At 39.4% G+C, this 25,462-nt stretch carries 26 protein-coding genes; 9 read left to right on the forward strand and 17 right to left on the reverse strand.

The genetic code is table 11. The annotated features are described in order from the left end of the window. The first annotated feature begins 3 nt into the window (after positions 1 to 3). A complete protein-coding gene (locus QXL17_02230) occupies positions 4 to 348 on the forward strand; it encodes a hydrogenase maturation nickel metallochaperone HypA (protein ID MEM4257952.1) in 345 nt (114 codons plus the stop codon). Between the two features lie 12 nt (positions 349 to 360). Then, positions 361 to 1,080 (forward strand): hydrogenase nickel incorporation protein HypB, encoded by a 720-nt coding sequence (gene hypB / locus QXL17_02235; GenBank protein MEM4257953.1) that lies wholly within the window; start codon positions 361 to 363, stop codon positions 1,078 to 1,080. A 41-nt stretch (positions 1,081 to 1,121) separates the two neighbouring features. On the opposite strand, the gene QXL17_02240 is transcribed toward hypB, so the two are convergent. From QXL17_02240 to QXL17_02300, 13 genes are all read right to left on the reverse strand, one after another. Continuing rightward, positions 1,122 to 1,427, reverse strand: a complete 306-nt coding sequence (locus tag QXL17_02240) for a hypothetical protein (GenBank protein MEM4257954.1) — start codon at positions 1,425 to 1,427, stop codon at positions 1,122 to 1,124. 57 nt (positions 1,428 to 1,484) lie between these two features. Beyond that, positions 1,485 to 1,892: a bacteriohemerythrin gene (locus tag QXL17_02245; protein ID MEM4257955.1), complete on the reverse strand. Its 408-nt coding sequence runs from the start codon at positions 1,890 to 1,892 to the stop codon at positions 1,485 to 1,487. A gap of 15 nt (positions 1,893 to 1,907) precedes the next feature. Further along, on the reverse strand, positions 1,908 to 2,456 hold the full coding sequence (locus tag QXL17_02250; protein ID MEM4257956.1) for a chemotaxis protein CheW: 549 nt from the start codon (positions 2,454 to 2,456) through the stop codon (positions 1,908 to 1,910). Between the two features lie 28 nt (positions 2,457 to 2,484). Continuing rightward, positions 2,485 to 4,746 (reverse strand): methyl-accepting chemotaxis protein, encoded by a 2,262-nt coding sequence (locus QXL17_02255; GenBank protein MEM4257957.1) that lies wholly within the window; start codon positions 4,744 to 4,746, stop codon positions 2,485 to 2,487. 314 nt (positions 4,747 to 5,060) lie between these two features. Beyond that, entirely contained in the window at positions 5,061 to 5,501 is a 441-nt protein-coding gene (locus QXL17_02260) for a response regulator (protein MEM4257958.1), read from the reverse strand. Positions 5,502 to 5,542: 41 nt separating this feature from the next. Beyond that, entirely contained in the window at positions 5,543 to 8,341 is a 2,799-nt protein-coding gene (locus tag QXL17_02265) for a PAS domain S-box protein (protein MEM4257959.1), read from the reverse strand. A gap of 105 nt (positions 8,342 to 8,446) precedes the next feature. After that, positions 8,447 to 8,791 (reverse strand): hypothetical protein, encoded by a 345-nt coding sequence (locus QXL17_02270; protein ID MEM4257960.1) that lies wholly within the window; start codon positions 8,789 to 8,791, stop codon positions 8,447 to 8,449. A gap of 77 nt (positions 8,792 to 8,868) precedes the next feature. Beyond that, the gene (locus QXL17_02275) at positions 8,869 to 9,126 is read right to left on the reverse strand and encodes a hypothetical protein (GenBank protein MEM4257961.1); all 258 of its coding nucleotides are present in this window, start codon (positions 9,124 to 9,126) and stop codon (positions 8,869 to 8,871) included. 118 nt (positions 9,127 to 9,244) lie between these two features. Then, on the reverse strand, positions 9,245 to 10,546 hold the full coding sequence (gene aspS, locus QXL17_02280) for an aspartate--tRNA(Asn) ligase (protein MEM4257962.1): 1,302 nt from the start codon (positions 10,544 to 10,546) through the stop codon (positions 9,245 to 9,247). Positions 10,547 to 10,555: 9 nt separating this feature from the next. Beyond that, complete coding sequence (locus QXL17_02285) at positions 10,556 to 11,317, reverse strand: 4-phosphopantoate--beta-alanine ligase (GenBank protein ID MEM4257963.1); 762 nt, start codon at positions 11,315 to 11,317, stop codon at positions 10,556 to 10,558. Between the two features lie 72 nt (positions 11,318 to 11,389). After that, positions 11,390 to 12,148: a PAC2 family protein gene (locus QXL17_02290; GenBank protein MEM4257964.1), complete on the reverse strand. Its 759-nt coding sequence runs from the start codon at positions 12,146 to 12,148 to the stop codon at positions 11,390 to 11,392. 75 nt (positions 12,149 to 12,223) lie between these two features. Continuing rightward, complete coding sequence (locus tag QXL17_02295; protein ID MEM4257965.1) at positions 12,224 to 13,690, reverse strand: RtcB family protein; 1,467 nt, start codon at positions 13,688 to 13,690, stop codon at positions 12,224 to 12,226. Between the two features lie 59 nt (positions 13,691 to 13,749). Further along, positions 13,750 to 15,165 carry a helix-hairpin-helix domain-containing protein gene (locus tag QXL17_02300; protein ID MEM4257966.1) on the reverse strand — a complete coding sequence of 472 codons (1,416 nt, stop codon included), beginning with the start codon at positions 15,163 to 15,165 and terminating at the stop codon, positions 13,750 to 13,752. Between the two features lie 270 nt (positions 15,166 to 15,435). Here QXL17_02300 and pyrB point away from each other — a divergent pair, with 270 nt between their 5' ends. Both pyrB and pyrI read left to right on the forward strand, forming a co-directional pair. Beyond that, entirely contained in the window at positions 15,436 to 16,368 is a 933-nt protein-coding gene (pyrB, locus tag QXL17_02305) for an aspartate carbamoyltransferase (GenBank protein MEM4257967.1), read from the forward strand. Next, positions 16,365 to 16,817 (forward strand): aspartate carbamoyltransferase regulatory subunit, encoded by a 453-nt coding sequence (pyrI, locus tag QXL17_02310; GenBank protein ID MEM4257968.1) that lies wholly within the window; start codon positions 16,365 to 16,367, stop codon positions 16,815 to 16,817. The genes pyrB and pyrI overlap by 4 nt, the downstream gene beginning before the upstream one ends. On the opposite strand, the gene QXL17_02315 is transcribed toward pyrI, so the two are convergent. The 3 genes from QXL17_02315 to QXL17_02325 form a co-directional block, all read right to left on the reverse strand. Next, positions 16,814 to 18,073, reverse strand: a complete 1,260-nt coding sequence (locus QXL17_02315) for a hydroxymethylglutaryl-CoA reductase, degradative (GenBank protein MEM4257969.1) — start codon at positions 18,071 to 18,073, stop codon at positions 16,814 to 16,816. The two genes, pyrI and QXL17_02315, sit on opposite strands and share 4 nt — an antisense overlap. Before the next feature lie 94 nt (positions 18,074 to 18,167). Further along, positions 18,168 to 20,117 carry a tRNA guanosine(15) transglycosylase TgtA gene (tgtA, locus tag QXL17_02320; protein ID MEM4257970.1) on the reverse strand — a complete coding sequence of 650 codons (1,950 nt, stop codon included), beginning with the start codon at positions 20,115 to 20,117 and terminating at the stop codon, positions 18,168 to 18,170. A gap of 109 nt (positions 20,118 to 20,226) precedes the next feature. Next, complete coding sequence (locus QXL17_02325; GenBank protein MEM4257971.1) at positions 20,227 to 20,991, reverse strand: aspartate dehydrogenase; 765 nt, start codon at positions 20,989 to 20,991, stop codon at positions 20,227 to 20,229. 47 nt (positions 20,992 to 21,038) lie between these two features. On the opposite strand from QXL17_02325, the gene nadC reads away from it, so the two are divergent. The 5 genes from nadC (at position 21,039) to QXL17_02350 (ending at position 24,576) form a co-directional block, all read left to right on the forward strand. Beyond that, complete coding sequence (gene nadC, locus QXL17_02330; GenBank protein MEM4257972.1) at positions 21,039 to 21,866, forward strand: carboxylating nicotinate-nucleotide diphosphorylase; 828 nt, start codon at positions 21,039 to 21,041, stop codon at positions 21,864 to 21,866. Positions 21,867 to 22,169: 303 nt separating this feature from the next. After that, positions 22,170 to 23,207: a cell division protein FtsZ gene (ftsZ, locus tag QXL17_02335; GenBank protein ID MEM4257973.1), complete on the forward strand. Its 1,038-nt coding sequence runs from the start codon at positions 22,170 to 22,172 to the stop codon at positions 23,205 to 23,207. 105 nt (positions 23,208 to 23,312) lie between these two features. Further along, positions 23,313 to 23,567 (forward strand): protein translocase SEC61 complex subunit gamma, encoded by a 255-nt coding sequence (locus QXL17_02340; GenBank protein ID MEM4257974.1) that lies wholly within the window; start codon positions 23,313 to 23,315, stop codon positions 23,565 to 23,567. Between the two features lie 21 nt (positions 23,568 to 23,588). Beyond that, complete coding sequence (locus QXL17_02345) at positions 23,589 to 24,098, forward strand: transcription elongation factor Spt5 (GenBank protein MEM4257975.1); 510 nt, start codon at positions 23,589 to 23,591, stop codon at positions 24,096 to 24,098. 1 nt (position 24,099) lies between these two features. Then, positions 24,100 to 24,576: a 50S ribosomal protein L11 gene (locus QXL17_02350; protein ID MEM4257976.1), complete on the forward strand. Its 477-nt coding sequence runs from the start codon at positions 24,100 to 24,102 to the stop codon at positions 24,574 to 24,576. A gap of 77 nt (positions 24,577 to 24,653) precedes the next feature. Here the strand turns inward: QXL17_02350 and QXL17_02355 are convergent, their stop codons facing one another. After that, a complete protein-coding gene (locus tag QXL17_02355; protein ID MEM4257977.1) occupies positions 24,654 to 25,361 on the reverse strand; it encodes a hypothetical protein in 708 nt (235 codons plus the stop codon). Between the last annotated feature and the right edge of the window lie 101 nt (positions 25,362 to 25,462).

Raw genomic sequence — 25,462 nt, forward strand, 5'->3', positions numbered from 1 at the left:
CTTATGCATGAGCTTCCATTGACGACAAATTTAATTCAAATGGTTGTTACCGAATGTAGAAAAAGAAACATTGCTCGCCCGAAAAAAATCGTTGTTGATCTTGGTATGTTTACGTCATATAGTAAAGACTCTTTGGTGTTTTATTTTGATCTGTTGAAGCAACAGGAGTTGATACTGAAAGAATCAACACTCTACATCCACGAAGTACCTGGAAAGATAGTTTGCAAGCAATGTAGGAAAAAAAGTATTATACATGATGTATGCATGCTGGTGTGTCCGAAATGTTATTCAACTGATGTTACTATTGAACAGGGAAAAGAAGTAATCCTTCGAGAAATTGAATCCTAAGGGGTTTTGTATATGTGCGAGGACTGTGGTTGTCAGATTCATAACGGTGAGCCTAAGAGGGTCACGATTAACCGATCGGTGACTGAAGTTAACGATATTCTTGCGGATCAGATTGCTCGGAGCTTACAGCAAAAACAGATTTTATGTGTGAATATTATGGGTGCTCCTGGTTCCGGGAAGACAACCGTGATTGAGGGGGTTTTGAATTTTCTTGAAGTGTCGAGTGTTGCAGTAATTCAAGGTGACCTCGAATCCGATATTGATAAGAAAAGACTTGAAAAAAGAAAGATTGAAACAGTTCAGATTAACACGCATAGCGGGTGTCATTTGAACTCGTCGATGGTTCATACAGCTCTGCTTGATTTGGATTTGAAGAATAAAAGATTTCTTTTTATTGAAAATGTTGGTAATCTGGTGTGTCCTGCTGGTGTTCGTATTGGTCAGCATATCAACATGGTTGTAAGTTCAACTCCAGAGGGAAGCGATAAACCAAAAAAATATCCGTATATTTTTCTGGATGCGCATGTCGTGGTTATATCAAAATATGATTTAGCTGAGATTGTTGGTTTTGATGAGGAGCAGTATATCGATGATATTAAAAAAATAAATCGTAAAATTTGTTTCGTGAAAACGTCATGGAAAAATACAGAATCATTTCGAGAGGTTGTGCAGTTCTTAGAACATGAACGTGATCATTTACTTGGGCATCACCATGGTCATACTGATATATGAAAAAATTTTCATGTACAAAAATAAAAAAATAAGATAAAAAATTACAGTTGATTGACCAGTTCCATCATCTGGCGAGCATGTTTTTGAATGATACTCATGTCTCGGCCGGCTGCTTTTGCTTTTTCTTGAAGTACGCCCATCACTTTCATGATGTCTTCTTTTGTTGGGTGGTCATAGTCAGCATTCACACGGTTGAATGCTTGTTTAACTAATATTTTTGTATTTTTTCTGATTTCTTCTTCAGAGACTGGTTTTCCGGTTGCTTCAGCTCCTTTTTTCATAAATTCCTTATGTGCCTCAACAAAACAGTTGATGAGTGCTTCTCGGACTTCAATATTTGTTGGCATACGTCCTCCTATTTTTCAATTTATATGTAGAGATATATGTTTCAAGCAGTGGATTACTTAGTATAACCCATGTTCATTGAAACATTGTGAATATCGTTTATCGGTTCCTTTGATATGGTTTACCAACCAATCTCTGAGAAAATTCATTACATCCATAGTTAATACTGTTCTTCCTGTTTTGAAATCATTTTGGAACGCAAGGACTTTTTGGACGAATTGTTTATGTTCTGCTTTATGTCGTACTGCTTCTGAAAAACGGAATTGATCAAAGTATTTTTCTTCAGTGCTGAAATGTGTTCCAGCGTAGGTGATGAGCTCGTCAAGAATTGGTGCTATAGCTGTCTTTCCTTGACCGACTTTCATCAGTTCATGGAGTTGATTTAACATTTCTACGAGTCTTTGATGTTGGATGTCGATCTCCTTGACGTTAACACTAAATGATGCATCCCAGTTCATTAAAGCCATAGCGAACCCATCTTATCAACTAGCAGATTTTTTTTCTTCGAGTGTTTTAAGGTTTTGCTCTGCAGTTTTCTGCGCTTGCCAAATCTGCTCATAATCCTTTGATTCAAGAACCTTGCTCAAATCAAGCAACGTCAACAAACGCTTCTCATCCAAAATACCAACACCCTCAATATAATTATGGTCAATACTGCTCGTAATCATACTCGGCGCATCACGAATCTTCTCACCTTCAAGTCGTAGTACTTCAGTCGCACTATCCACGATCATACCTACCGTATTATTCCCTACCTCAACCACCAAAATCCTCGTATCATCATCCACCGGTTTCGACGGCAATCCTAGCTTCATCGCAAGATCATTGACCACAATAATATTTCCACGGAGATTAATCACTCCTTTAATGAAAGGAAGTGTATTTGGAATACGGGTTACTTCTTCCCAGCGGATGATTTCTTTGACTTTATTGATATTCACCCCGAACTCTTCGCCAGCGAGCTCAAACACCACCAACTGCTGCTCATTAAACGACTTTTTCGTTGTGTTGCTTTCAGTTCCAACAGGCATATCTATTCCTCTCAGTCACCTTGCACCATTAACTTTTAATCTCAGGATTCTTCGGAGTCTCGACCGCAGTTGATGCTTCAGCAGCAGGATTGCTTTTCCAATGTTTCTCCTGCTGCTGCCGATGATGCAGTAAAGTTTTTTTCACAGGTTGATGTACGACTGGCTGCGATGATGACACCGGTGATGATGTTGTGGTGGGAGACGTATTTTTATGCTCCCACGACGAAGTAGATGTTGTTGTTTTTTCTCCATCGAGCTTGAACTTTGAAACGATGTTTTTGAGATCACTGGCAATTGATGCCATCTGTTGTGCTGCGCTGGAAACCTGCTGCATTGACGAGGTGACTTCTTGAATTGATGCACTGACTTCTTCAGCGCCGCTTGCGTTTTCCTGTGCAACCGCTCCGACTTCCTGAGCTGATTTGTTCACTGCATTAATCACTGTTGGCAACAGTTCAAATGCGGCGACTGCTGCAGCGACACCTTTTCCGCCTTCTTCAACTTGTTTCGTATTTTCGCCCATACTGCGAACCGCGCTTTCGATTTCTGCTTGAATTCCTTGGATGAGGTTGGAGATTTGTTGAGTTGCCTGACTTGACTCCTCCGCAAGTTTTCTGACTTCATCAGCAACGACGGCAAAACCACGACCTGCTTCGCCAGCACGTGCTGCTTCAATTGCAGCATTCAATGCAAGCAGATTGGTTTGTTCACTGATCTGATTAATGGTGTTGACGATTTGTCCGATTTCCTTGGATTTTTCACCAAGCGCTGCAATTTTCTGAGCACCTTCCAAAGTGGTTTTCTTAATTAGTTCCATTTTTTGACTAACGTCTTGTGCGGCTTGTTGACCTTTCGCCGAGGATTCTCCTGCTTGCTGAGCTTGTCGAAGCATGGTCTCTGAGTCTTTTGCTGTGTTCTGTGAACCTGTTGCGACTTGTTGAATGGTACTTGAAACTTCCTCCATACTTGCATTGACTTCCTCTGCACTTGAGGAGAGTTCTTCAGCGCTACTTGCAACCTGCTCAGTACTATTTTTAACTGCAGTTATCGTTTCTCGAAGTCCATCGAGCATCGTCTTAAATCCATCAGCAAGTTTCTTTACATCGCCTTTGACACCCTCAACAGCGATATCCTGCGTGAGATCTCCTTGAGCGATATAACCTGCAGAAGTTGCTATCTGCGCGACAGGTTGAGCAACGTTATCAAGCATCTCATTTAACGATGCTGCCATAAGACCGATTTCATTAGTACTTTTAATACTGCATCGTTTTGAGAGATCACCGGTTTCTGCAAGTTGTTTGAGTTCGCTGCCGATGGTTGCAAGTGGTTTGGTGATTGAACGGGTAATGGTCCATGCAAGAATCACACCTATTGCTATGGATAATCCAAGAAATACGATGATCATCATGTTTGCCTGGAGTTGTGCTGCTGCCTGTTGCTCATGGGCAATCGATACGATCAGATACGCACCGCCATAATAGGTATCTCCTTGCTGACTGCTTCCCATGATTTTGCTGCCTGCTTCAACCATACCTTCGAGGGCGGCTGCTTTTGCGACTTCATTTTGATGATATATATTTGCTTGTGCTAAATATCGAGAAATATGATTTACAACGTTATCTGCTTCTGTTTTAAGTTCTGTGTTTCCTGCAGCTGCAGCTAAAGTTAAAAGTTTCGCTGCTTCAGTTTGTGTTGCAGTCATTGCTGTATCAAATGCGGTCCATTTCTCTTCAGTAGGTGTTCTAATATAGTCGAGAGCTGCTACCCGGTGTAAAATGAATTTAGCTTCAACCACATGTGATTGTTCGCTTACAGTACTTCCAGGTGTTGTTAAGGTTCTGATTTTTGCAATCTCAGCATTGAACGCTGCTCCTATAGCAGTCCATTCAGGTAAAACCTCATTGGCATTTGATTCTGTTTTAGCAATGTAGGTATCAAGATGAGTTTTATAATTTGCAAGCGGCGTTGCCATTCCATCAAGAATTCCTTGTATCTGCGAATCAATAATCATTGTTTTCATTTCAGTTATTCGATCACTAATCGTTGTCAGCTGTTTATTTGCATTGGTAACATAGACGTCCTCACCATATAACATGTAATTGTTGACCTGCCTTCGAAGTTCAATAGTATCAGCAACAATCCACGCTGCATCATTCGTTGTTTCACTAGTTAACGCTGCCGTACCAAGCGCATTATATCCCACGATACCAACTGCTGCAGTTAATACGATTAGGGTCACAAATCCGATCACCAGCTTCTTACTTATTTTCATATCATTCCATTTTCCCATAATTTCTCTCCTCATGTTCTATTTGTTTTTTCTTTTTACGGAGAACGGCGAGAAAAAATTATTTTTTAAGTATATCTACGCTGTACTTCTTTCCCTAATTTACGTCTCTATCAAATCTACAGACAACCATACATCCCATCTGTACTCTTGTTGTTTATTTGATAGCCCTCTCATCCTTCTCCAGAATGATTTACTATAGACATGATATGAAATGATGGTTATATAAAGTTTATTTATATAAGGATGTATCTAATAAAAAGAACAAAAATATCACAATAAAGGAAGAATATCTCGGTTCAAAGAGGTACGTCCTGCTAAGCATCAGGGATGTGTTCTAAAACATCTTCGATGATTTTTAATTTTGTTTCTGAAAGTTCGTACGGCTTCTCAAGAAGTTTGTCAATACGTTGTTTTAAATCTTTGATCTCAAACGGTTTTTCAATATACGCATCTCCAAGAATCTTCCCAAAACCACGGCTGAAATTATCAGTTTTAGCAGTGAGAAACGCCACTGGGATTTTTTTCCAAGATTCATGTTTTCGAAGTTTTTTATACACTTCCCAACCGTTCATCTCAGGCATCATAATGTCGAGAAGGATCAGATCGGGTATTTTGTTTTTTTCAAGGAGTTCAAAACATTTTTTCCCGCTGTCAACTTCAATAACCGTATAGTTTGGATCAAGCGTTTCAAGTCCATCTTTCACAGTATACGTAATGAGACGACTATCATCAACAATCATAATCTTTTTAGTCACACTACATCCATCTCCGTAAACGTTGATATCCGCTGTCTCCTTTATGTATCTTTCCTTTTATTCATGGGCAACGTGAAAAACATCGTTGTCCCCTTTCCAATTCCTGGGCTTTCTGCCCATATCTTTCCACCATGTTTTTCGATAATGCGTTTTGTAATAGACAATCCAAGACCGCTTGAATCAAGCTCATGACGAGATGAATCACCTTTGTAAAATTCTTGAAAGATGAGTTCGCGTTGATCTTCTCGTAACCCAACACCCGTGTCTGTAACCGAGATGGTGAGAGTGTCGTTAGTTATTGAAGATCGAAGTATGATTTTTCCAGGATGTTGAACAGTATATTTTCGTGCATTTGAAAGTAGATTATCAAACACTTCTTCGATGCGTAATCTATCGACAGTAACCAACAATGGAGACGTGATATGATTTTCAATGGTAATTTGTTTTCCTTCAAAAAGATACTTATCACGATTGATAATAGATTGAACTAGTGAACCGATATCAACCGTTTCGAATTCAAACTCAATCTTATCAGAATTAAGTTTTGCAAGTTCAATGGTTTTTACTACGAGGTCCTTCATATAATTGACACATGAAATTGCAACTTGTAATCGTTCCCGTGATTTTGCATCCTGTTCCCGCTCAAGTACCATAGGGAGTAGGTTAACCAACGGGGATAACGGAGTTTTTAAATCATGGCCAAGCTGATTGATAAATTCGTCTTTCATTTTTAATAACTGTTCAATTTCAGTATATGCTTTTTTTAATTCAGTTAAATCAACAGCAACACCGCGTGTTCCAACTACGCTAGTGTCCTCATAGATTGGTACTGAATAGATCATCATTGGAATTTTTGTTCCATCTTTTTTAACAAAAATATATTCATTTCCGTGAGAACTTTTCCCCGAAAGAGTATTATAATAGTTTTCTTTAAATTTTTGTAGTTCTTTTGGATCAAGAAGCTGAGTAATATATAATCCTTTATCAAGATCAGATGGTTCATATCCAAAAAGTGTAAACGCTTTTTTATTACCATACGTTATTTTCCCTTGAAGATCTGACTCAAAGATTGACTCAGGGAGAAGTTCAGCAAGATCACGAAATCTTTTTTCACTTTTTTTCAATTCAGTTTCTGCTTTTTTTCTTTGAGTTATATCACGAAAGATTCCTTGAGTACCAATAACTTTCCCACGACAATATCTTGGAATTGCGTTTCCTTCTACAAGAACAGCAGCACCATCTTTAGTAATAAACTTCGTTTCGATATGTTGAATTTTTTCTCCGCCGAGAACACGAGAGAACAACTCGACACATTTCGGAAGATCTTCCGCATGGATAATATCAGTTAAAACAAGTTTCGATAACTCTTCTTTTGAATATCCTAGAATTGCCATCCACGCAGGGTTAACATACATAAAATGCCCCTGCAGATCAACACTTTGAATCATATCATAGGTTTGTTCGAAAAGAGAACGATATCTCTCTTCATTTTCAATGAGTGTAGCTTCAGCTTTTTTCCGTTGAGTAACATCCCGTAAAACCGCAAGTAATCCTTGCGTTCCATTCTCCAAAGTATATGGAACTGCATTGATTTCTACATCCCGAACATCTCCTTTTTTTGTAATAATTTTTACCTCGTAAGGATCAACAGACATACCAAGTTTTCTCTTAATATTATTCTGAATCATCGTAAAAAAAGTTCCTTTTTCAATGATATCTGATAATGACCGTATGTTTCTACCGACAAGTTCTTCACGAGAATATCCGCTAATCTCTAATGCCGTCTGATTGATATCGTAAATAGTATTCTTATTGTCAAGGATTATGATACCATCTGCTGCATGGTGAAAAATTGTCCGATATCGTTGTTCACTCTCACGTACTCTCTTTTCAGATTCTTTCTCTTGAGTTTTATCACGAATAATAACAAAATCAGCATTGCCACCTTCATATGGAATCAAACCAGCATTAATATCTGCATATACCTTTTTCCCATCTTTACGAATAAGAACTGTTTCATACGTTACAGGAACAGAACGTCCCTCGAGTCGTTGTTTATAGTACTGAAGAATTTTTTTTCGCTCTGTTGGATCAACATACTCAAGAAAAGAGGTTCCAATAATCTCTTCAACAGTACCACCCCACATCTCTGCAAGACGGGGATTGACGTATCGAACGATTGAATCTTTAATAATGAGGATCCCATCGTTCGCCCGTTCAACGAGATTTCGAAATTTCTCCAAATCCTCCCGCTGAGATGTAATGTCCTTTCCAACAACAAGAATAAACCGTAAGCGATTATTTTCCTTTATAGGATAGGTAGAAACATTTAGAAGATGTTTTCTCTGCTCTTTATCATAGAACTCAACGGGAACGTTTTTGAGATGCTGACCAAGAAGAACGTTTTTAAAAATTCTCAAAGCAAGTAACAGAAGGTTACCATGTAACAAACCAGGGATTCTCCAGAAAGGCTGACCAACCACTTCCCTATCAGAAAAACCAGAATACGTCCGTGCCGCTGGGTTCACCATGATCACACGGCCGCGTGCATCCAGATAAACCATTAAATCGCTTGTAATTTCATAGAGAAGTTTTTCGATATTGGTCAATCTGCTTGCGGGAGTATCAGAATCATGCTCATGCGCAATCTGATACTGACTTGTATCATGAATAATGTGTTCGATTTCAGAAAAAAGATGATAAGTATCTTGTTCACCATTGTGTTCCTTGTGTTCCAAGAAGGAATTCGTCTGCATTGAATTATGAAGTGCCTGCATTTGTTCTTGCAGTCGAAGCTCTCGAACAATATCAGGTTCTTTGCTCACCTCACACCATCCCATCCATTGTTAACCGTTCATAGTGTCATTCTATAAATACTTTGGTCCTATAAAATATTAACCGAGAAAAAATGGAGCAGAGGTATGAACAAAAGTCAAAATAGCTATTTACCGCCAACGTCGAGCTTTCATACGAACAATAGGATCATCGGAAAGCTCACAAATCTTTCTCCCGAGTGCCTCGAAACCTTCGACAGTGTTAATGTTAAACGTACCAAGAGAGATGCCTCTACTATCAACAAGACTAATCTCACCAGGAGTCCGCTGGGCAAGTTCCCCTGCATGCATACTCGTTGGAATCTCAGGAGTTGCCTGCATCTTCGGCATGGTATCCTGCAACTGCCGCTGGATAAGCTCTGAGACAAAAAGCGACCTTGTTCCAAGATGATTTTGCTCATCAATTTTTTGAACAACATCAGCCGGAAGTTCTAAAAAGATGATCTTTTTTTCCATACAAAGTTGATATCAAGAAGTACATATATTAAGTTTTAGTTTCTACAATGTCGATAAGACAAATTTCTGAGTATGTCCTATCCAACCATTGGATCAAACGTCACATCTTGATTCTGTTTCGAAGGAACCGATTGATTGTTATTCAATTTCTTAGCAACGTGATGTAAAAAATTTTGTTCAACAAGATGGACTTGTTCCCGTGTTAAATTGATTTTTCGGATGAGTAACTCTCCGTTATCATCAAAAACTTCAATGATTCCTTTCTCAGCATCGGAGATAACTTTGAAGATTCTTCCATTTACTTGCAGCCATGCCCAGATATTTTCGCGACCCATGTCCATCACTTTCGTTCAACATCTTTTATAGTATATGGTTAATTTTATAGCTTATAAATATTTCTACAAATGAATAAAAATAAATTTACAGAAGAAAAAACAAAAAAAGGAGTAAAAATCAAGGTGTTATTCGTGTCCGATCACGCGGAAACAAAATACATTCACGAATATTTTTAATATCAAGCAATTCCATGAGAAAACGCTCAATTCCAAAACCAAAACCACCGTGGGGAGGCATACCAAATCGAAATGATTGAAGATATGCAGAAAAATCATCGGGATTGAGCCCTTTGGCGCAGATACGTTCTTCAAGAAGCTGTAACGTATGAATACGCTGACTACCTGATGCAAGCTCAACACCCTTACACTCCAGATCAAAACCACGTGAATGTTTCTTTCCTTCAGGCATCGTATAAAACGGTTTACATTCAAGAGGATACCGAGTAATAAAATAAAAATCAGTACCTTCTTTTTGCATGAGCTCACCAAGGAGTTTTTCATCCTCAGTGGTCAAATCATTACCCCAGACAATTGGTGAATGATGCGTCTGAAGCTGATCAACTGCATCATCATACCGAATCCGACGAAACGGAATCTCAGGAACAGTCAGTTTTTTTCGAAGAACATCAAGCTCACGGGTACACTCATGTGCACGCTGCCACATCGCCTGAACTAACCTTTCAAGAATACCCATAACCTCTTCTTCATTTTCAATATACGCCATTTCAATATCAACAGCAGTTGATTCATTCAAATGCCGACGGGTGTTATGCTCTTCAGCACGGAAATACCAAGCAATCTCATAGACACGATCAAAACCAGTGGCCATTAATGCTTGTTTATACAACTGAGGAGATTGAGCTAGAAATGCGTTTTTTTCAAAATATCGAACTGAAAACATATCAGTTCCCCCCTCAGAAGAACTCCCAATAATCTTTGGTGTATGAACTTCGAGAAAATCATGTTCATGCAAGAAGCTATGTGCCGCTGAGAGGATCTCTGAACGGATTGTAAAAATCGCCTGAATCTCTGGCTTTCGTAAATCTAAAACCCGATTATCAAGTCTGGTATCAAAATCAGCCTCAACCTTATCAACAACACCAAGTGGCAATGGTGTCTCAGCAACCGACAATATTTCAAGATGATCTGGTAAAATTTCGTATCCATTGCGTACTTTTTCATTTTCCTTACATAGACCTTGAACACGAATAACCGATTCACGAGACAAACCAACCAGTTGAGTAAAAAGCTCAGGAGTTTGTTTTTTAAGAACCGTCAGCTGCAGGGTTCCAAAACGATCACGGAGAATGACAAAAGCAATGGAACCAAGATTACGAACCTCTTCAACCCATCCAGCAACAGTAACCACTGTGTTATAGTCTTTTTTTGTAATTGCCTTTGAATAATGCGTTCGAATCATACTATCTCTCTACTCAGGGTATTCACCAATTGTTTTTAGTCTTTGTGACAGAAAACACAAAGAATCCTGAAGATTTTTTTGATTATCCCAACAAGATACCATGACTTGAAGCTCTTCATGTGAAGTTGACTTCAATTCGTTAACGAAACGAATAAGGTTTGGTACAGCTCGAGTAACATTATCAACAATCGTAATATGGGCGGTTTTTGCCGTCCGCGATAACGGATTCAAATCAATCGTTATCACAACCTTACCCAGAGCCCGCAATGCCTGACATCGATCACCATCCTCAAGAGGAACTAAAATCACATCAGCAGAAAAAATACCTTGTTTGTCACAGATAGCTCGATCATGATCAAGGTGCGGTATCCGCGCATCTTCTGCTAAACCATACACAAAAGAAGCACCCTGCGTGTGTAAAAGACGTATAATTTTTTTCACCCGTTTTCTCGTCCGGTGGAAAAGGTTTACTTCAAGACCCGCTGGAATGATCTTTGATAGACGAACAATATCGTTAGCAACTAATGCTGCCACATTGCCATTCACTGAAATTATTGGATGATGGGCACAAAGAAGACATGCTGCTGCCGTCTTTGTTGCGTGTTCTGCAAACCATTGGGTTTGCTCCCCAAAAAGATAATCAAACGCTTCACCACGGCCATGGGCGATCAAACCGGTTTCATGAACAAAACCAGCACGCATACCTCGGGCGATTTTTTCTCGAGTCATCAAAGAATGATATCGTGGGTGATTTAATGGTATTTTATCCATACGCTCCTCAGAAGCATAGAACGTCGATTTTTAAATGTAGTGTAAAAAAAGGAAAAAATAGGGATAGTTGTATTATCCATACATACTTGGCTGTGGTGCTGGACCAGCTGCAGAAACCACAGGTTTTGCCTGTTTATGGAACTTCTGAAGTTGCTTTTCAATCCGTTCTGCTTCCTCGTAAAGCGGACCAACATTGATCTCAACACCGATCAACGTTGCAATAACGTTAATCGCGGAAGCAGCTGCACGTGCATCAGGATAATTTGGATGTGCCTCAGAAAGAATCGAAATCACATCAAACTTTTCCTGCCGTCCGATATTCAGAAGAACTCCGGAAACACCAGCAATAATACCATTTTTAAACTGAGCGATATTATGTGCCTGGAGCATTAACCGTGCTTTCTCTGTTGATCCTATCGCATATGCCTCAACTGTTACTTCCTCTTCAGCAGATTTTCCTTCAACAACCATACCCTCCGGTGAAATCAGAAGACGACAGTTCTTCTTCTTTACCCAATTCATAATTGAATTTGACAATGAATTAATGAGGTTTGGCTTTGGTTTAAACTCAGAGACAAAAACAGCGATTTTCTGACCATTTGATAGTCCTCCAGCATAGATACGAACTGGTGACAAGGGCTCCCCAGTATGAACTACTGAAAGTGTCGGAAAATACGGAGAGTTCAACGCACCAACCTGTTTCAAACCCAACGCATCAATCAGGTAATTGGCAACAATCGTACTAACAAGACCAATCGACGGAAAACCAGCGATTACTGTTGCATTCGTAAGATCATATTGTTCAAAATCGACGATTTCAACATCTTCCACGAACTACACCACCTAACTCTATTTACCTTAATATGTTTCCTAGTTTTTAAATCTAATTGGTGTAACCACGGCTTGTTATCCTTTCACTACACCCAACGGGACGAGCCGTGCAACCTTACATGCAATACCAGCACCATGCGCAACATTGACAACTTCACGTACATTTTTATATGAACCTGGTGCCTCTTCAGCCAATACTTTTAAACTCGCAGGATGTACATAAATGCCTTTCTCCTGCAAATCTTTCAAGATATGTTCTCCACGCCAGCGTTTTAATGCTTCATGACGGGACAGCAGCCGTCCTGCACCATGACATGTTGAAGCAAACGTTTCAATGGTCCCTGTTCCCCGGAGAACATAACTTTCAGTCCCCATATCTCCTGGAATCAGAACCGGCTGACCAACCGCACGATACTTCTGAGGTATGTCACTACTCCCAGGACCAAATGATCGAGTAGCACCTTTTCGATGAACATACACCTTTTGTTTTTTTCCATCAACAGTATGTTCTTCAAGTTTTGCAATATTATGCGACACGTCGTACACAATATGCATATCTAAATCGTCAGCAGTTCGATGAAGAATCTTTTCAAAAGATTCTCGAATCCAATGAACAATCATCTGACGGTTACACCAGGCAAAATTCGCAGCACACGCCATTGCTTTAAAATACTGTTCACCTTCTTTTGAATGAACTGGAGCGCAGGCGAGTTGTTTATCAGGAAGAACAATATTGTACTTTTTTACTGCTCGTTCCAAAATTTGAAGATAATCAGTACATACCTGATGGCCAAAACCACGAGATCCTGTGTGAATCATGATCATGATTTGACCTGGTGAGCTAATTCCATAGGCTTGTGCTGCTTTCACATCATAGATTTCAGCTACCTGTTGAATCTCAAGAAAATGATTCCCTGCACCAAGCGAACCAAGCTGGGGAGCTCCTCGCTGTTTTGCTTCATGAGATACTGCTTGGATATCTGCATGTTGGAGGCAACCGTTCTCTTCAAGAAATTCTATATCTTCATGCCAACCAAAACCCTGGTCAACAGCCCATTGTGCACCGAAACGAAGAACATCTTCAAGTTCTTTATGGGTCAAACGTACTTTTGCTGTTGATCCAAGACCTGAAGGTATATTTACAAATAATGTATCAACGAGAGATCGAATGGTTTTATGATCGAGATCCTTATGATAAAGATTTGTTCTGACTAATCGACAGCCGCAATTAATATCATATCCAACACCACCTGGTGAAATAACACCTTCGTCAGCATGGGTTGCTGCAACTCCACCAATTGGAAAACCATACCCCCAATGAATATCAGGCATCGCTAATGACGACCCAACAATACCGGGTAACATAGCAACATTTGCTGCTTGTTCCAACGCGTTGTCACTCCGAATCGCTGGGATCATGTCATCATGAGCATAAATAACCGCTTGTGTCCTCATCGAAAGCGTACCTTGCTCACCGCGATATGATTGAGGAATTCGAAAACGAAATTGATCGAGTTTTTCGAGAGGACCATTCCACGACATAGAACTACGGGAAAAGCATCATAAAATATGAATGTTTGCCTTTAAGAATCACAAAAAAATTATTCCTCTTTCTGTTTTTTCAGATATGGCAGTCCTGTTTTTTTATTGAGTTCAACACTGTATCCCTTAGGAAGACTTGTTGGGATTCCCTGATCTGGTTGGTCCTTACTGAAGAAATGGATCGTTGTCTTTTTACCATCTGCAGCCTCAATTTCTTTTTTATATAACGTGTATTGATCATAGACATACGGTTCTTCAGCAGTTTCTATTGTTTTTGAGGTGGGTATCTCATGAGATTCCCATTCGGTAAATTCGTCAGCGAATGGTTTTTTTACGTTGATCTTCTGTACTGTTTTTTTATTGGGCTGCTGGAGGTCAGGTTCTTTTTTTCCCGATGTTAACATGTCGACTTCATCTTTGATTGTCTTTGCAGTTTTTTTGTCAATTCCAGGAATAGCAACAAGATCCTGAATCGATGCATCTTTGATATTATCAATTGAAAAAAATCCGTGTCGATAGAGAAGTTCTGCAGTGTGTTCATCAATACAACTAATTTCCTTAAAAATATCCTGAACAAAATTTTTCACACTCGGTGTTTGCTCTAACGTAAGTTGGGTTTCCGGGAGTTCTTTGAGTTTTTGCTGTTGCAATGCCTGCTGTTCTTTGGTATGTTTTTTTCGTTCCAAGGCTTGCTGCTTTTCTTGTTTTCTTACCAGTTTTTCTTGTTGTTTTGCTCGTTTCCGTGCTTCTTTTTCTTCGCGTTTCAGCCGTCGACGTTCCTTTCGGTTTTTTCTTTGGTGATCAGATTGTTCTATATCTGATTTTGACGGCTGAACTTCAGGGGATGATACTTCTCCATCTTGATTGAGTGACGCTGCTGTTTCTTGAACTAATTCAAAATCAATCACATCAGATTTCTCTGGAAGTGGTTTCTCTTGCTGAGCAGGTAGGGTCTGCACAGGCTCCCACTGAAGAATCGGACGTATGCGCTCATCAACAACGTCTCGTTGCAAAGCGTCGCCTACGTTCAAGGATGATACAGGAGCTGTATCTTTTTTTTCAGGTTTTCCTTTTGGTTTAACCTCAACAAACTCATCGGTTACGACATCTACTTTTTCTACCTCATAGAGATCCTGCGGCTGAATTATGAGCTGGTGAATAAATGATTGAGATGCACGTGGTGATTCTTGAGAAACTTGAGAAACTAACGATGATGCCGAAGTAGTATCATATTGATCCGGTTGCTGAAGAGAACGGATAACTGCACGTGGTTGAAGATACGAGGAGCCCCTAGTTTTAACGTGTTGAGTGCGAGCTTGTCCAGAATATGTTTTACCGATGAGTCGTTGCCGAATCGACTCAAGTGTAGGATCAAGGTGCTGGCCAATATCTTCAAGCTGTGGATTTCGAGGATTATCAAGAATCATATGGAGTTTATCTAATTCTGTTTGTCTACTCTTTTTCTCCTGAGGCATGTGCTTGGATACCATTATGTGTATATGAATACCCATATATTAATAAATCTTCCTTAATTTTTAAGCATCTTCAATCCATCTGAAGAAGCATTTCCATTAGTATATTAACTTTTTGATGTTTAGAAACATACAACTCTAATCACAAAAATAGTATGCTTTTTACGGTATCATCGAGAAAAAAAACTTCAATGAACATTCTGAATTCTTCTAGTTCATCCAGTTCAAAAACTTTATTAAATAAAAACCTTATTCGATATCCCTTGATGGCCAATGGATTTTAAAAACCGAGATATTATCTCGATCAAAGACTTTTCTAAAGAGGAGATTAATTTTTTTATCCACTATGCAAAAAAAATGATTCCCTATGCAACAGGTAAGAAGCAACTACGGATTTTACAAAATAAAATCCTAGCGGTGTTATTTTTTGAACCAAGTACACGAACACGACTCAGTTTTGAAACCGCTATGCTCCGACTCGGGGGAAATGTCATTGGATTTTCTGATCCAACAGGTACGTCTCAGAAAAAAGGGGAAAGTCTTGCTGATACTATTCGAATGGCAGCTGCATATAGCGATGTTATTGTGATTCGCCATCCACAAGAAGGTGCAGCAAGATTGGCAGCAGAATTTTCAGAAATTCCTGTGATCAATGCTGGCGATGGTGCCGGACAACATCCAACACAATGTTTACTTGACCTATTTACGATCATCATGGAACGTAAAAAGATCGAAGGAAAAAATATTGTTCTCGTCGGCGATTTAAAATATGGTCGTACTGTCCATTCTCTCGCCTATGCATTGTCATTATTTCAAGCAAATCTCACCTTTGTTTCCCCGGAATCCCTTCGAATGCCAAAGGAAGTAATCTCATCCTGCAAAGAATTTGGCGTAGAGCCAACAAACACAACAAATCTCGAAAAAGCAATAAAAGATGCTGATGTTCTCTATGTAACCCGTATACAACGTGAACGATTTCCTGACGCAGAAGAATACAATAAAGTTGCTGGCTGCTATAAAGTAACTAAAGAATTATTAAAAGATGCACGTGAAGAGTTAATCATTATGCATCCATTGCCACGTGTTGGAGAAATCGATCCCGAAGTTGATACAACACCACATGCACTCTATTTCAAACAAGCTTTCTATGGAATACCAATGCGGATGGCATTGCTTTCATTGATTCTTGGAGGGAAGAAAAATTGAAGGAATTAAAGATCACTCCAATTAAAAATGGCACTGTAATCGACCATATCACCGCCGGTTACGCTGTCAAGGTGTTACATATTCTTAAAATCCCCGAATCAACAAGCGCTGTTGTCAGCGTCGCGATGAATGTCATTGGTAAAAGTGGAAAAAAAGATATCGTTAAAGTTGAAAACCGAGAACTTGACCCAAAAGAAGTTGATAAGATTGCGTTAATTGCACCGAGAGCAACAATTAATATCATCCGTGATTATGAAGTCGTAAAAAAACATAGAGTTCAAGTACCAGATCAGATTGTTGACTTGATTCATTGTTCAAATCCGACCTGTGTATCAAATGGACGCGAACCTGTCAAAAGTCGGTTTCACGTCATCTGTAAGGACCCCACACGGATAAAATGCTATTACTGCGAACGGGAACCAGAAGATATCGCAGCTCAAGTGTTTTAAAGTTCCTTAAGAAGCTCTTTCGCACGATCAAGTTTAATTTTCTTTTCTTGAATCATACGTTCTGCAATCTTTTCAATTTGATCACCTTGAGCTCCAGCCATGACTGCAATGTTTTTTGCATGAAGGCTCATATGACCTTTTTGAATACCTACTGTCGAAAGTGCGAATACCGCTGCAAAATTTTGTGCAAGGCCAAGACTACCAATGACCATTGCAAGTTCTTGTGCACTCGTCACACCAAGAATTCTCCGACAGAGCTGGGCTTTAGGATGCATGTTTGCCGCACCTCCAACAATACCAACAGCCATAGGAAGTTCAATTTCTCCAACCAGATTACCTGTATCATCCTTTGAATACGTTGTTAACGACGTATAGGTTCCATCTCGTGCAGCGTAGGCATGTGCTCCTGCTTCAACAGCACGTGTATCATTTCCAGTCGCAATCAAAACAGCATCAATACCATTCATAATACCTTTATTATGAGTTGCTGCTCGATACGGGTCAAGGACCGCAAGTGTATACGATTCCAGAAATGCGTCCACAGCATGTGGTCCACCCATTGCTTGTTGATCAAAAACCGCTGTTGCCTTCACAAGCCGTCGATCAGCAAGATTTGAAAGTATTTTCAAACGTACTTTTCCACCAGTGATATCTTCAAGAATTGGACCAAGAGCTTCACACATGGTATTAACCGCATTTGCGCCCATCGCATCTCGAACATCGACAATGAGATGAGCAACAATCATTTTTCCATACGGACTATCAAGAATTCTCAGTTCAAGATCGGTTGCTCCACCACCAAGACCCGTAAGTATCTTATCTTGATCATTTGCGATTTTTAAAAGTTCTTTTTTATGATGTGCTATCTTTTGTACCGCTGTTGGGATGTCGTTGACATGCAGTATTTGAAGTTGACCAATCATCAGAGGTTCTGTGCAGGTTGCCGTAAATCCTCCTCGTATCCGAGCGATTTTTGCTGCATTGCTTGCTGCTGCAACAACACTTGATTCCTCGGTAACCATAGGTATAACATAATCTTTATTATTGATTCTAAAATTTAATGCAATGCCCAGTGGCAGCTCAAAGGTCCCAAGAACATTTTCAATCATTCGATCCGCAGTAATAAGTTCAAGAGGTGTATCGAACATCTTGCGTTCTTGTTCAGTTAAACCAGCAAATTTTTGAATAATTTCCCGTCGTTGATTAATCGGTAATTTATAAAATCCAGAAATAGCTGATGTTTTTTCCTGATCCATATGCTATCGTACTCCAACTTGTTAGATTTTAATCACAGAAAACAACTCATCATTTTTATAATTGTTCCTTTGTTTTTCGATAATTGCCGAAACTTTATCCTTGCGGTTGTGTTTCCCTGGTTTGAACTGCAATACCATACAAAAATGATTGCATTTCAGATCGGTTCAAAATACAACGACCAACGCCAAGATAGGTATCTTTAGCGTCAACAATCAGACATTCATCGTACGGGCGAAGCTTCGGATCACAATCGATAACAAATTTTGCAAAAACACTTTTTCCTTCATGAACGAAGGGAACTGCATCTTTTTTTACAATAACACGAAGACGTGGTTTTTTAAATGCACGATGCAATCTTTCCCCTCCGTGATATTTCAGCGTAAATAAACCATCATGAGCACGTAACGAAACAACATGAGTATCATCGACAAGAATCATGCGAATTTTATTCGTATGCTTTGATTTTATAATACGGAGACGCCCAGCAAATAATGCAGTACCCGCACCTCGGCCAAATTGCATATCTGCCATTGCACCGATTTTCAACTGTTCAAAAACCTCAGATGAAACTGGAGTTGCTGCTGCATATTTTTTTGTTTTAACAAGCGTAAGAAGCGATCTTCTCCTCTGCTTTTTTAGAAAAATCTCTGTTAGACGTTTAGCGAGCTCCTGTGTTTCACAATCGATGGTTCGTGGAAAAACACATTGTGCAGCAGGATACATTTCATCAAGTTCGAGGGGAATCGGCCCAAACGGAGATGCAACAACAAGATTTGCATCATATATTGATAAAATTTTATTAATGTGCGTAGTATAGGTCGTAGCATAGGGTCGCTTGGTGTCAGGAAATACTATGGTTGTATCATGTTTTTTTTGATAGTTATGCAAAAGACGTTGATGATATCGGTATATAGTTGGCCGATGGATAGTATGATCTCCTGTGTAAAAAACTGCGTGGGTTTTACTGATTGGTTCGAATTGTTCAAGCCATATTTTACTTTCTTTTTTTCGTAATTCTTTGAGCGCTTCGAGTAGATGAGGATTACTTGTTGCTCGTTGTTCAACAAGTTCCCAAAGACAACCCTGTTGAATAGCATTTCTGATGTTTTTGAGCTCAGCATAGCTTACATAGAGATTATGTTGTGCAATGAGTTTAATTTGTTCGTTTTGCTCAATTGTTTTCAGTTCAGCTGCTGTTGTATGGGTGCATACCGGGCAGGTGCAAGGAAGCTCCGAAATGGTACTAAGTTGTTCTGTCCCCCATGGAAAGATAAGACGTTGATCTGCCGCGTATTTTGCATATGCTGACGAGTCAAAAAAATCACAACCAAGCGCAACCGCAAGAGGAAAAATGAGAGGATGCCCAGCGCCAAAGAGATGCACTGGCTTTGCTGGGTTTAATCCTTGTTTTGATGCAAGAATAATTCTTGTCAGATCAGCGTACCGTTGGTTTTCCATCAGTGGAACAACGCCGCCAATCGGATAAAAATCAGCATCAAGTCTACTCATTTTTTGTGCACAGAGATATCGAAGATCTGGATATACCGATCCTTGGATGGTGCAGGCAAGAAGCATATCTTTTTTTTCAGGTATACTTATCTGAGCTCGGCGGAGGGTTTCGTTGATCGTGGAGCGTGCTTGGTTTTTGGTTTGATTCGGTGTTCCAAAAAGGTCAAGAATGGTACCAATGTCACTACCTATTTGTTGTTGAAATTTGACAATATGTATAGGATCAACATCAATATCTCCATACACGTAGGACTGAAATGTTCCAGAATCAGTCATTATTGGTCCATCAAAACCAACAAGAGAATGAATCCCCTGATCAAGTGCTTGATCTCGAAGATGAGGATGCTTGTTTATGATATATGAGTTTGTAATGATGATTTCAGTTCCAAAAAGTCGCTGCATCTCTTTTGGGGTGATGATCATTTTATTAAGATTGATAACTGGCATAAGCGTCGGGGTGGTAACCGCCCCATGTTTTGTAGTAAATCTACAAATTCTTCCTGCTGCATCTCGGTGTTTGATTTCAAAGGTCATACATACACCACTACGTACCTGGAATAAAAAATGGTTTGTGTCAAAAACCTCTATATAAACCTATCTTTTATCTTTACACCTTTATTTAGTAACGATGAAACCTTAATATTCATCCGATTTGAATTGGATCAAGGATTCGCCGAAGTATCGCAATAGCTGATAATGATGCCATATAACTTGATTGAGGGTTATTGGGATTTGGCATGTTTTCAATTTCAGCACGTAACCGCCCAAATCGACCATGCGCAAGTATTCTATGATTTATACGGGTTTCGACAGGATCGGCAACGATTTGAACCTTCGTACGGTCAAAACCAATACCTGCAAGTGAGAGACATGCAGCAACATTAATATTTTTTGGAAATTCTTTGACTGCATCACGTGCAGTACCTTGGAATACAACCGTCCGTCTATCAACGTCAGTACCAAGAGATTTCGGCGGTTTCGTAGTAACTAAGGTAACGCTATCAAGTTGTTCAAGACTTGCTGCATAAACACCATCAATACCGCAAACAGCTCCTGAAGGAAGATATATCTTACAGTTATTTTTCCGAGCAAGAGACCTTAACTTATCAAGAAATACATCATCAAAAAGACTACCAATACTCATAATCACAAGATGCTTTTTATGAGCAAGTATCTGCTCAGCGTATTGAACAACTGCTTCTTGAGATGCTGCCTCAAAAACAACATCAACATCATGAAGAAAATGGTCAACGGAGGTAATTCTTGCTTTTGATAGTTGTTTACACAATTTCTGAGCAGCTGTTGGATTTTTGTCATGGAGATATATTGTTGTAATATCAGTCATATGATCAGCAGCACGTGCAACATCAGTTCCAATAGCGCCACATCCAATAATGCCGAGTTTCATAGTAAAAACCAAAACCTTAAAACATGATCCTGTTATAAAATGTATTGATGACAAAAAACACAATCGCTTACTTTCTTGCTGAAGATCTTGGAAAAAAAGGTGACATTACCTCTAATGCTTTATTTCATACTGAACAAGGTACAGGCCAAATCTTTGCCAAACAAAACTGTATCGTAGCTGGTATACGAGAAATTGAAAAAGTATTTCGTTTCGTTCATTGCTCATTCCGTGCACAAGTTATAGATGGAACAGCAATCAATAAAGGTTGTATTGTCGCAACAGTGTCCGGATCTGCCCGATCTCTGTTAAAAGCTGAACGTCTTGCACTCAATATCCTTGGACGTATGAGTGGTATTGCGTCTGCCACCCATGAAGTGGTAGTCCGAGCTCATAAGATCAATCCTCATGTTCAAATTGCTGCCACACGAAAAACAACACCTGGTTTTCGCAGATATGAAAAAAATGCTGTTGAGATCGGCGGTGGATTTTCTCATCGTTACGGTCTATTCGACGCCATTATCATAAAAGATAATCACTTGAACATTTCTGGATCTCTGGAAGAAACCGTACAAAAAATTCGGAAAAAATATCCTAAGAGAAAAATCGAAATTGAGGTTGAAACACCTAAAGATGCACTCCGTGCTGCTCACTGTGGCGTCGAGATCATCATGCTTGATAATTTCTCGGTACAAAAAGCCGCAGAAACAGCAAAAAAACTTCGTTCAATCAATCCACATATCTTCATTGAAATTTCTGGGAGAATCACCAAAAAAAATATTGAAAAATATGCTCCTTTTGCTGATCGGATTTCGTTGGGTTGTTTAACTCACTCAATTCAGAACAAGGATTTCTCAATGAAGATATGGAAAAAATAAGACGACTTTTAAAAAAAATCTCACATCACAAAAAATCCACTTTGATGTTTCCAGTTGTATAGGAAATGTTTAAAAATTAAATCTGCTTTACTATATTGAAAAGAATATATTAAAACAGTATTCTTTGAGGTGGGATTAAGTAATAATTATTAAGAAGGATGGAGGGCACTATTCATGAAAAAGATTATTGAAGATGTTATTGCTGCGAACGCTGCTGTTCAAGACATTGACAAAATATGTGAATCGGAAAAACCAACTGAAGACGAGAAAAAAACAGGAAAAACTGACAAAACAAAAAACACCATGAAAATTGCTGGCGTCAAAGATGATGAATTAGAAGAAGTTTTAGCAGGTTTAAAAACAACAATTAAGGTTGTCGGGTGCGGTGGAGCTGGAAGTAATACTATAGCACGATGTTTTGAATCAAACATCGTTGGTGCTGAGTTAATATCAATTAACACCGATGCACAACATCTTCTCCTATCACCATCACCTCATAAAATTCTCATCGGACGTCATCTAACTCGTGGACTTGGTGCTGGTTCCCTCCCGCAAATTGGCGAAGAAGCTGCACGAGAAAGCGAACAAGATATCAGAAACGCGATAACTCCTGCAGATATGGTGTTTGTCACGTGTGGTCTCGGCGGGGGAACAGGAACTGGCTCTGCCCCAGTGGTTGCTCAAATCGCAAAAGAATCAGGAGCACTCACTATTGGCGTTGTTACGACACCGTTTGGAGTAGAAGGATCAGTTCGAGCAGATAACGCAGAGTTAGGTCTGCGACGGCTCAGAGAAACCTGTGATACAGTTATTGTAATTCCCAACGATAAACTCCTCGAGATCGTCCCAAATCTTGCACTCAATGCTGCGTTTAAAGTTGCAGATGAAGTACTCATGCGATCAATCAAAGGGATAACAGAAATGATCACCATGCCTGGATTGGTCAACCTTGACTTTGCAGATTTAAAAACAGTAATGAAACGTGGCGGTGTTGCTATGATCGGTCTTGGCGAAGCGGAAGGTGAAAATAAAGCGGTCAACGCGGTATTAGAAGCGTTAAATTCACCACTTCTCGAAGTCGATATCTCCGGAGCCACAGGTGCACTGGTAAATGTTATCGGTGGAGACGATATGACGCTTGCAGAAGCCCAGCAGGTTGTCGAAGAAGTCTATGCAAAAATCGACAAAAACGCTCGTATTATCTGGGGAACAACTGTTGATCCGAAGCTTCGTAAAACGATACGTACAATGCTTGTCATAACTGGTGTTAAATCAAAACAAATCCTTGGTCCAAGTCATCGAACTGAAGAATCAGGGATCGGAATCGACGTAATCACATAATATATATTTTTACATGAACCACAGGAAAACGGTGCAGAAAAACAAGCATATTATTTATATATATCCTACTCTTTGACGCTTTCGTACATAGTATAGGTGTTACCAGTGGAAGAAAAACCAGGAATTATCCAAAAAGCATGGCAATTGCAGCAAAAAATTGAAGCACGACAGCAACGGATCGGCAAAGGAAAATACGGACGAGTCTTGATGATGGCACGGAAACCAACCACTGAAGAATATGAAAAATCACTAAAAATCACAGGATTAGGCATTATCATAGTTGGAGCACTCGGTTTTGTTATTTATATCATACGAGAAATTGTCGCCCCATGGATTCTCACGGCATTAGGTTATAAATAATTGATAGGTTTGGGAACAATCATGGAAAATACCAATTTTCAACCACCTCTTGAAGAAAAATCACGGTTGTTTACCGTTAAAACACAAGTTGGAAAGGAACAAAACTGCGCCGACTTAATCAACAGCCGAGCGAAAAAATCAAAACTAAATATCCCAGCAATCCTAGTAACTCCTGAACTTAGAGGCTATATTTTTATCGAGGCTTTTGATGAGGAACTTATTAAAAATTTAATCAAAACGATTTCCTACGCTCGGAACATGCTTGAAGGTGAGATTCCCATTGAACAAATCGAACATTTTCTAACCCCCACGTCAGCTGTTGCAAAAATCACTGAAGGAGATATCGTCGAAATGGTTGCAGGACCATTCCGAGGTGAAAAAGCAAAAATTACCCACATTGATTATAGTAAAGAGGAAATTACGGTTGAACTGCTTGATTCACTCGTTCCAATTCCTATTACTGTTCGAGGAGAACAAGTGCGAATCATTAAACGTAAAGAGGAAGAAGGTAAAAAAGAAGAGGTAAAGTAACATGGCTGAAAAAGTAGAAGCACTCGTCGATGGTGGAAAAGCAACTGCTGCTCCTCCACTTGGCCCAGCTCTTGGCCCACTTGGTGTTAACATCATGCAAGTAATCAACAGCATCAACGATAAAACCAAGCAATTCCAAGGAATGAAAGTACCGGTAAAGATTATTGTTGATCCAAAAACAAAAAATTTTGAGATTGAAGTCGGTACCCCGCCTGCATCAGCATTGATACTAAAAGAGGTCAAAGCGGAAAAAGGTTCAGGAACTCCTTCAAAGACAAAAATTGGGAATATCACAATTGATCAGGCGATCAAGATTGCAAAAATGAAAGAAGCAAGTCTGCTTGGAAAAGATCTGAAAAATCGAACTAAAGAAATCATTGGAACCTGCACATCAATGGGTGTAACTGTTGAAGGAAAAAAACCAACAGAGGTTATCCAAGCGATCAACAAAGGGGAATACGATTCAAAATTCAGGTAGCCTCCACTTTATTATTCAAACACCTACACTTTTTCCATTCAAATAATCATTTTTTATGAGAAAAAAATGGATCAAGGTTAATGAAAGTTTGTCTGAAGCAACTCGATATTAATATTTTTCAGAGAGGGAAACACTTCTTGAAAGTTACCTGATAGTTTTATAATTGTTCCTGCGGCGGGTGCATAGTAATAATGCGCAAGTCCCCCAAGGATCGAAACATTATAACAAGTATAGGTTCCTGCAGGAACAGTAACATTCTCTGTTGAAAAACAGGAAAAAGCATACGGTATTTCAGGAATTGAAAAGCGATTCCCGATACCTAACGCATGTAATGTCTCATTGATATAAACAATGGGCAGCAGTGCAGCTATTTCAGGAGGTAATAACTCATATCCAAATCGGTTTGCAAGTTTGTTGACCACGTCGAGAATTTTGAACCAGATGGATTGAAGATTTCCATTGATGGTAAAATTAGTCGCACTCAGATTCCAAGTACTACCTGTATTAAAAGGAAAAGATAGAAAACAAAAGGGCTTTTCAAAATGTGTCGAAAGTGACACTGTAAGCGGAACAGGAATCACCGGCAAAGAAAACGGCAGATGAACATACGGTTGATGATAAACGGTAACTCGAAGACGATCTTTAAAAAATAACCTGAAATCTTGCACACCAAGATTTGCTTTTTTAACGATAATTGTACCTCCAAGGTATGCCGATGAAAACGTTACTGTCATATTAATTGGGCCATCACCAAAATCAACATTGATATCACTTACTCCACTCACGGCTTCATCCCGAAATAGATAATTAAGGAAGAAACATTCATTTTTTCATTGGATGGGACGCGCAAAGAAAAGGATTAATCCAACAGTTGCGAACCATGTGA

Source organism: Candidatus Thermoplasmatota archaeon, from assembly GCA_038884455.1.
Taxonomy (GTDB): domain Archaea; phylum Thermoplasmatota; class E2; order DHVEG-1; family DHVEG-1; genus JAWABU01.

What these genes read in the sequence shown, in the direction of transcription:
- QXL17_02230 (MEM4257952.1), top strand. Translation starts at nt 4, where the DNA reads ATGCATGAGCTTCCATTGACGACAAATTTAATTCAAATGGTTGTTACC.
- hypB (MEM4257953.1), top strand. Translation starts at nt 361, where the DNA reads ATGTGCGAGGACTGTGGTTGTCAGATTCATAACGGTGAGCCTAAGAGG.
- QXL17_02240 (MEM4257954.1), bottom strand. Translation starts at nt 1,427, where the DNA reads ATGCCAACAAATATTGAAGTCCGAGAAGCACTCATCAACTGTTTTGTT.
- QXL17_02245 (MEM4257955.1), bottom strand. Translation starts at nt 1,892, where the DNA reads ATGGCTTTAATGAACTGGGATGCATCATTTAGTGTTAACGTCAAGGAG.
- QXL17_02250 (MEM4257956.1), bottom strand. Translation starts at nt 2,456, where the DNA reads ATGCCTGTTGGAACTGAAAGCAACACAACGAAAAAGTCGTTTAATGAG.
- QXL17_02255 (MEM4257957.1), bottom strand. Translation starts at nt 4,746, where the DNA reads ATGGGAAAATGGAATGATATGAAAATAAGTAAGAAGCTGGTGATCGGA.
- QXL17_02265 (MEM4257959.1), bottom strand. Translation starts at nt 8,341, where the DNA reads ATGGGATGGTGTGAGGTGAGCAAAGAACCTGATATTGTTCGAGAGCTT.
- QXL17_02270 (MEM4257960.1), bottom strand. Translation starts at nt 8,791, where the DNA reads ATGGAAAAAAAGATCATCTTTTTAGAACTTCCGGCTGATGTTGTTCAA.
- QXL17_02275 (MEM4257961.1), bottom strand. Translation starts at nt 9,126, where the DNA reads ATGGGTCGCGAAAATATCTGGGCATGGCTGCAAGTAAATGGAAGAATC.
- aspS (MEM4257962.1), bottom strand. Translation starts at nt 10,546, where the DNA reads ATGATTCGAACGCATTATTCAAAGGCAATTACAAAAAAAGACTATAAC.
- QXL17_02285 (MEM4257963.1), bottom strand. Translation starts at nt 11,317, where the DNA reads ATGGATAAAATACCATTAAATCACCCACGATATCATTCTTTGATGACT.
- QXL17_02295 (MEM4257965.1), bottom strand. Translation starts at nt 13,690, where the DNA reads ATGTCGTGGAATGGTCCTCTCGAAAAACTCGATCAATTTCGTTTTCGA.
- QXL17_02300 (MEM4257966.1), bottom strand. Translation starts at nt 15,165, where the DNA reads ATGCCTCAGGAGAAAAAGAGTAGACAAACAGAATTAGATAAACTCCAT.
- pyrB (MEM4257967.1), top strand. Translation starts at nt 15,436, where the DNA reads ATGGATTTTAAAAACCGAGATATTATCTCGATCAAAGACTTTTCTAAA.
- QXL17_02315 (MEM4257969.1), bottom strand. Translation starts at nt 18,073, where the DNA reads ATGGATCAGGAAAAAACATCAGCTATTTCTGGATTTTATAAATTACCG.
- tgtA (MEM4257970.1), bottom strand. Translation starts at nt 20,117, where the DNA reads ATGACCTTTGAAATCAAACACCGAGATGCAGCAGGAAGAATTTGTAGA.
- QXL17_02325 (MEM4257971.1), bottom strand. Translation starts at nt 20,991, where the DNA reads ATGAAACTCGGCATTATTGGATGTGGCGCTATTGGAACTGATGTTGCA.
- nadC (MEM4257972.1), top strand. Translation starts at nt 21,039, where the DNA reads ATGACAAAAAACACAATCGCTTACTTTCTTGCTGAAGATCTTGGAAAA.
- ftsZ (MEM4257973.1), top strand. Translation starts at nt 22,170, where the DNA reads ATGAAAATTGCTGGCGTCAAAGATGATGAATTAGAAGAAGTTTTAGCA.
- QXL17_02345 (MEM4257975.1), top strand. Translation starts at nt 23,589, where the DNA reads ATGGAAAATACCAATTTTCAACCACCTCTTGAAGAAAAATCACGGTTG.
- QXL17_02350 (MEM4257976.1), top strand. Translation starts at nt 24,100, where the DNA reads ATGGCTGAAAAAGTAGAAGCACTCGTCGATGGTGGAAAAGCAACTGCT.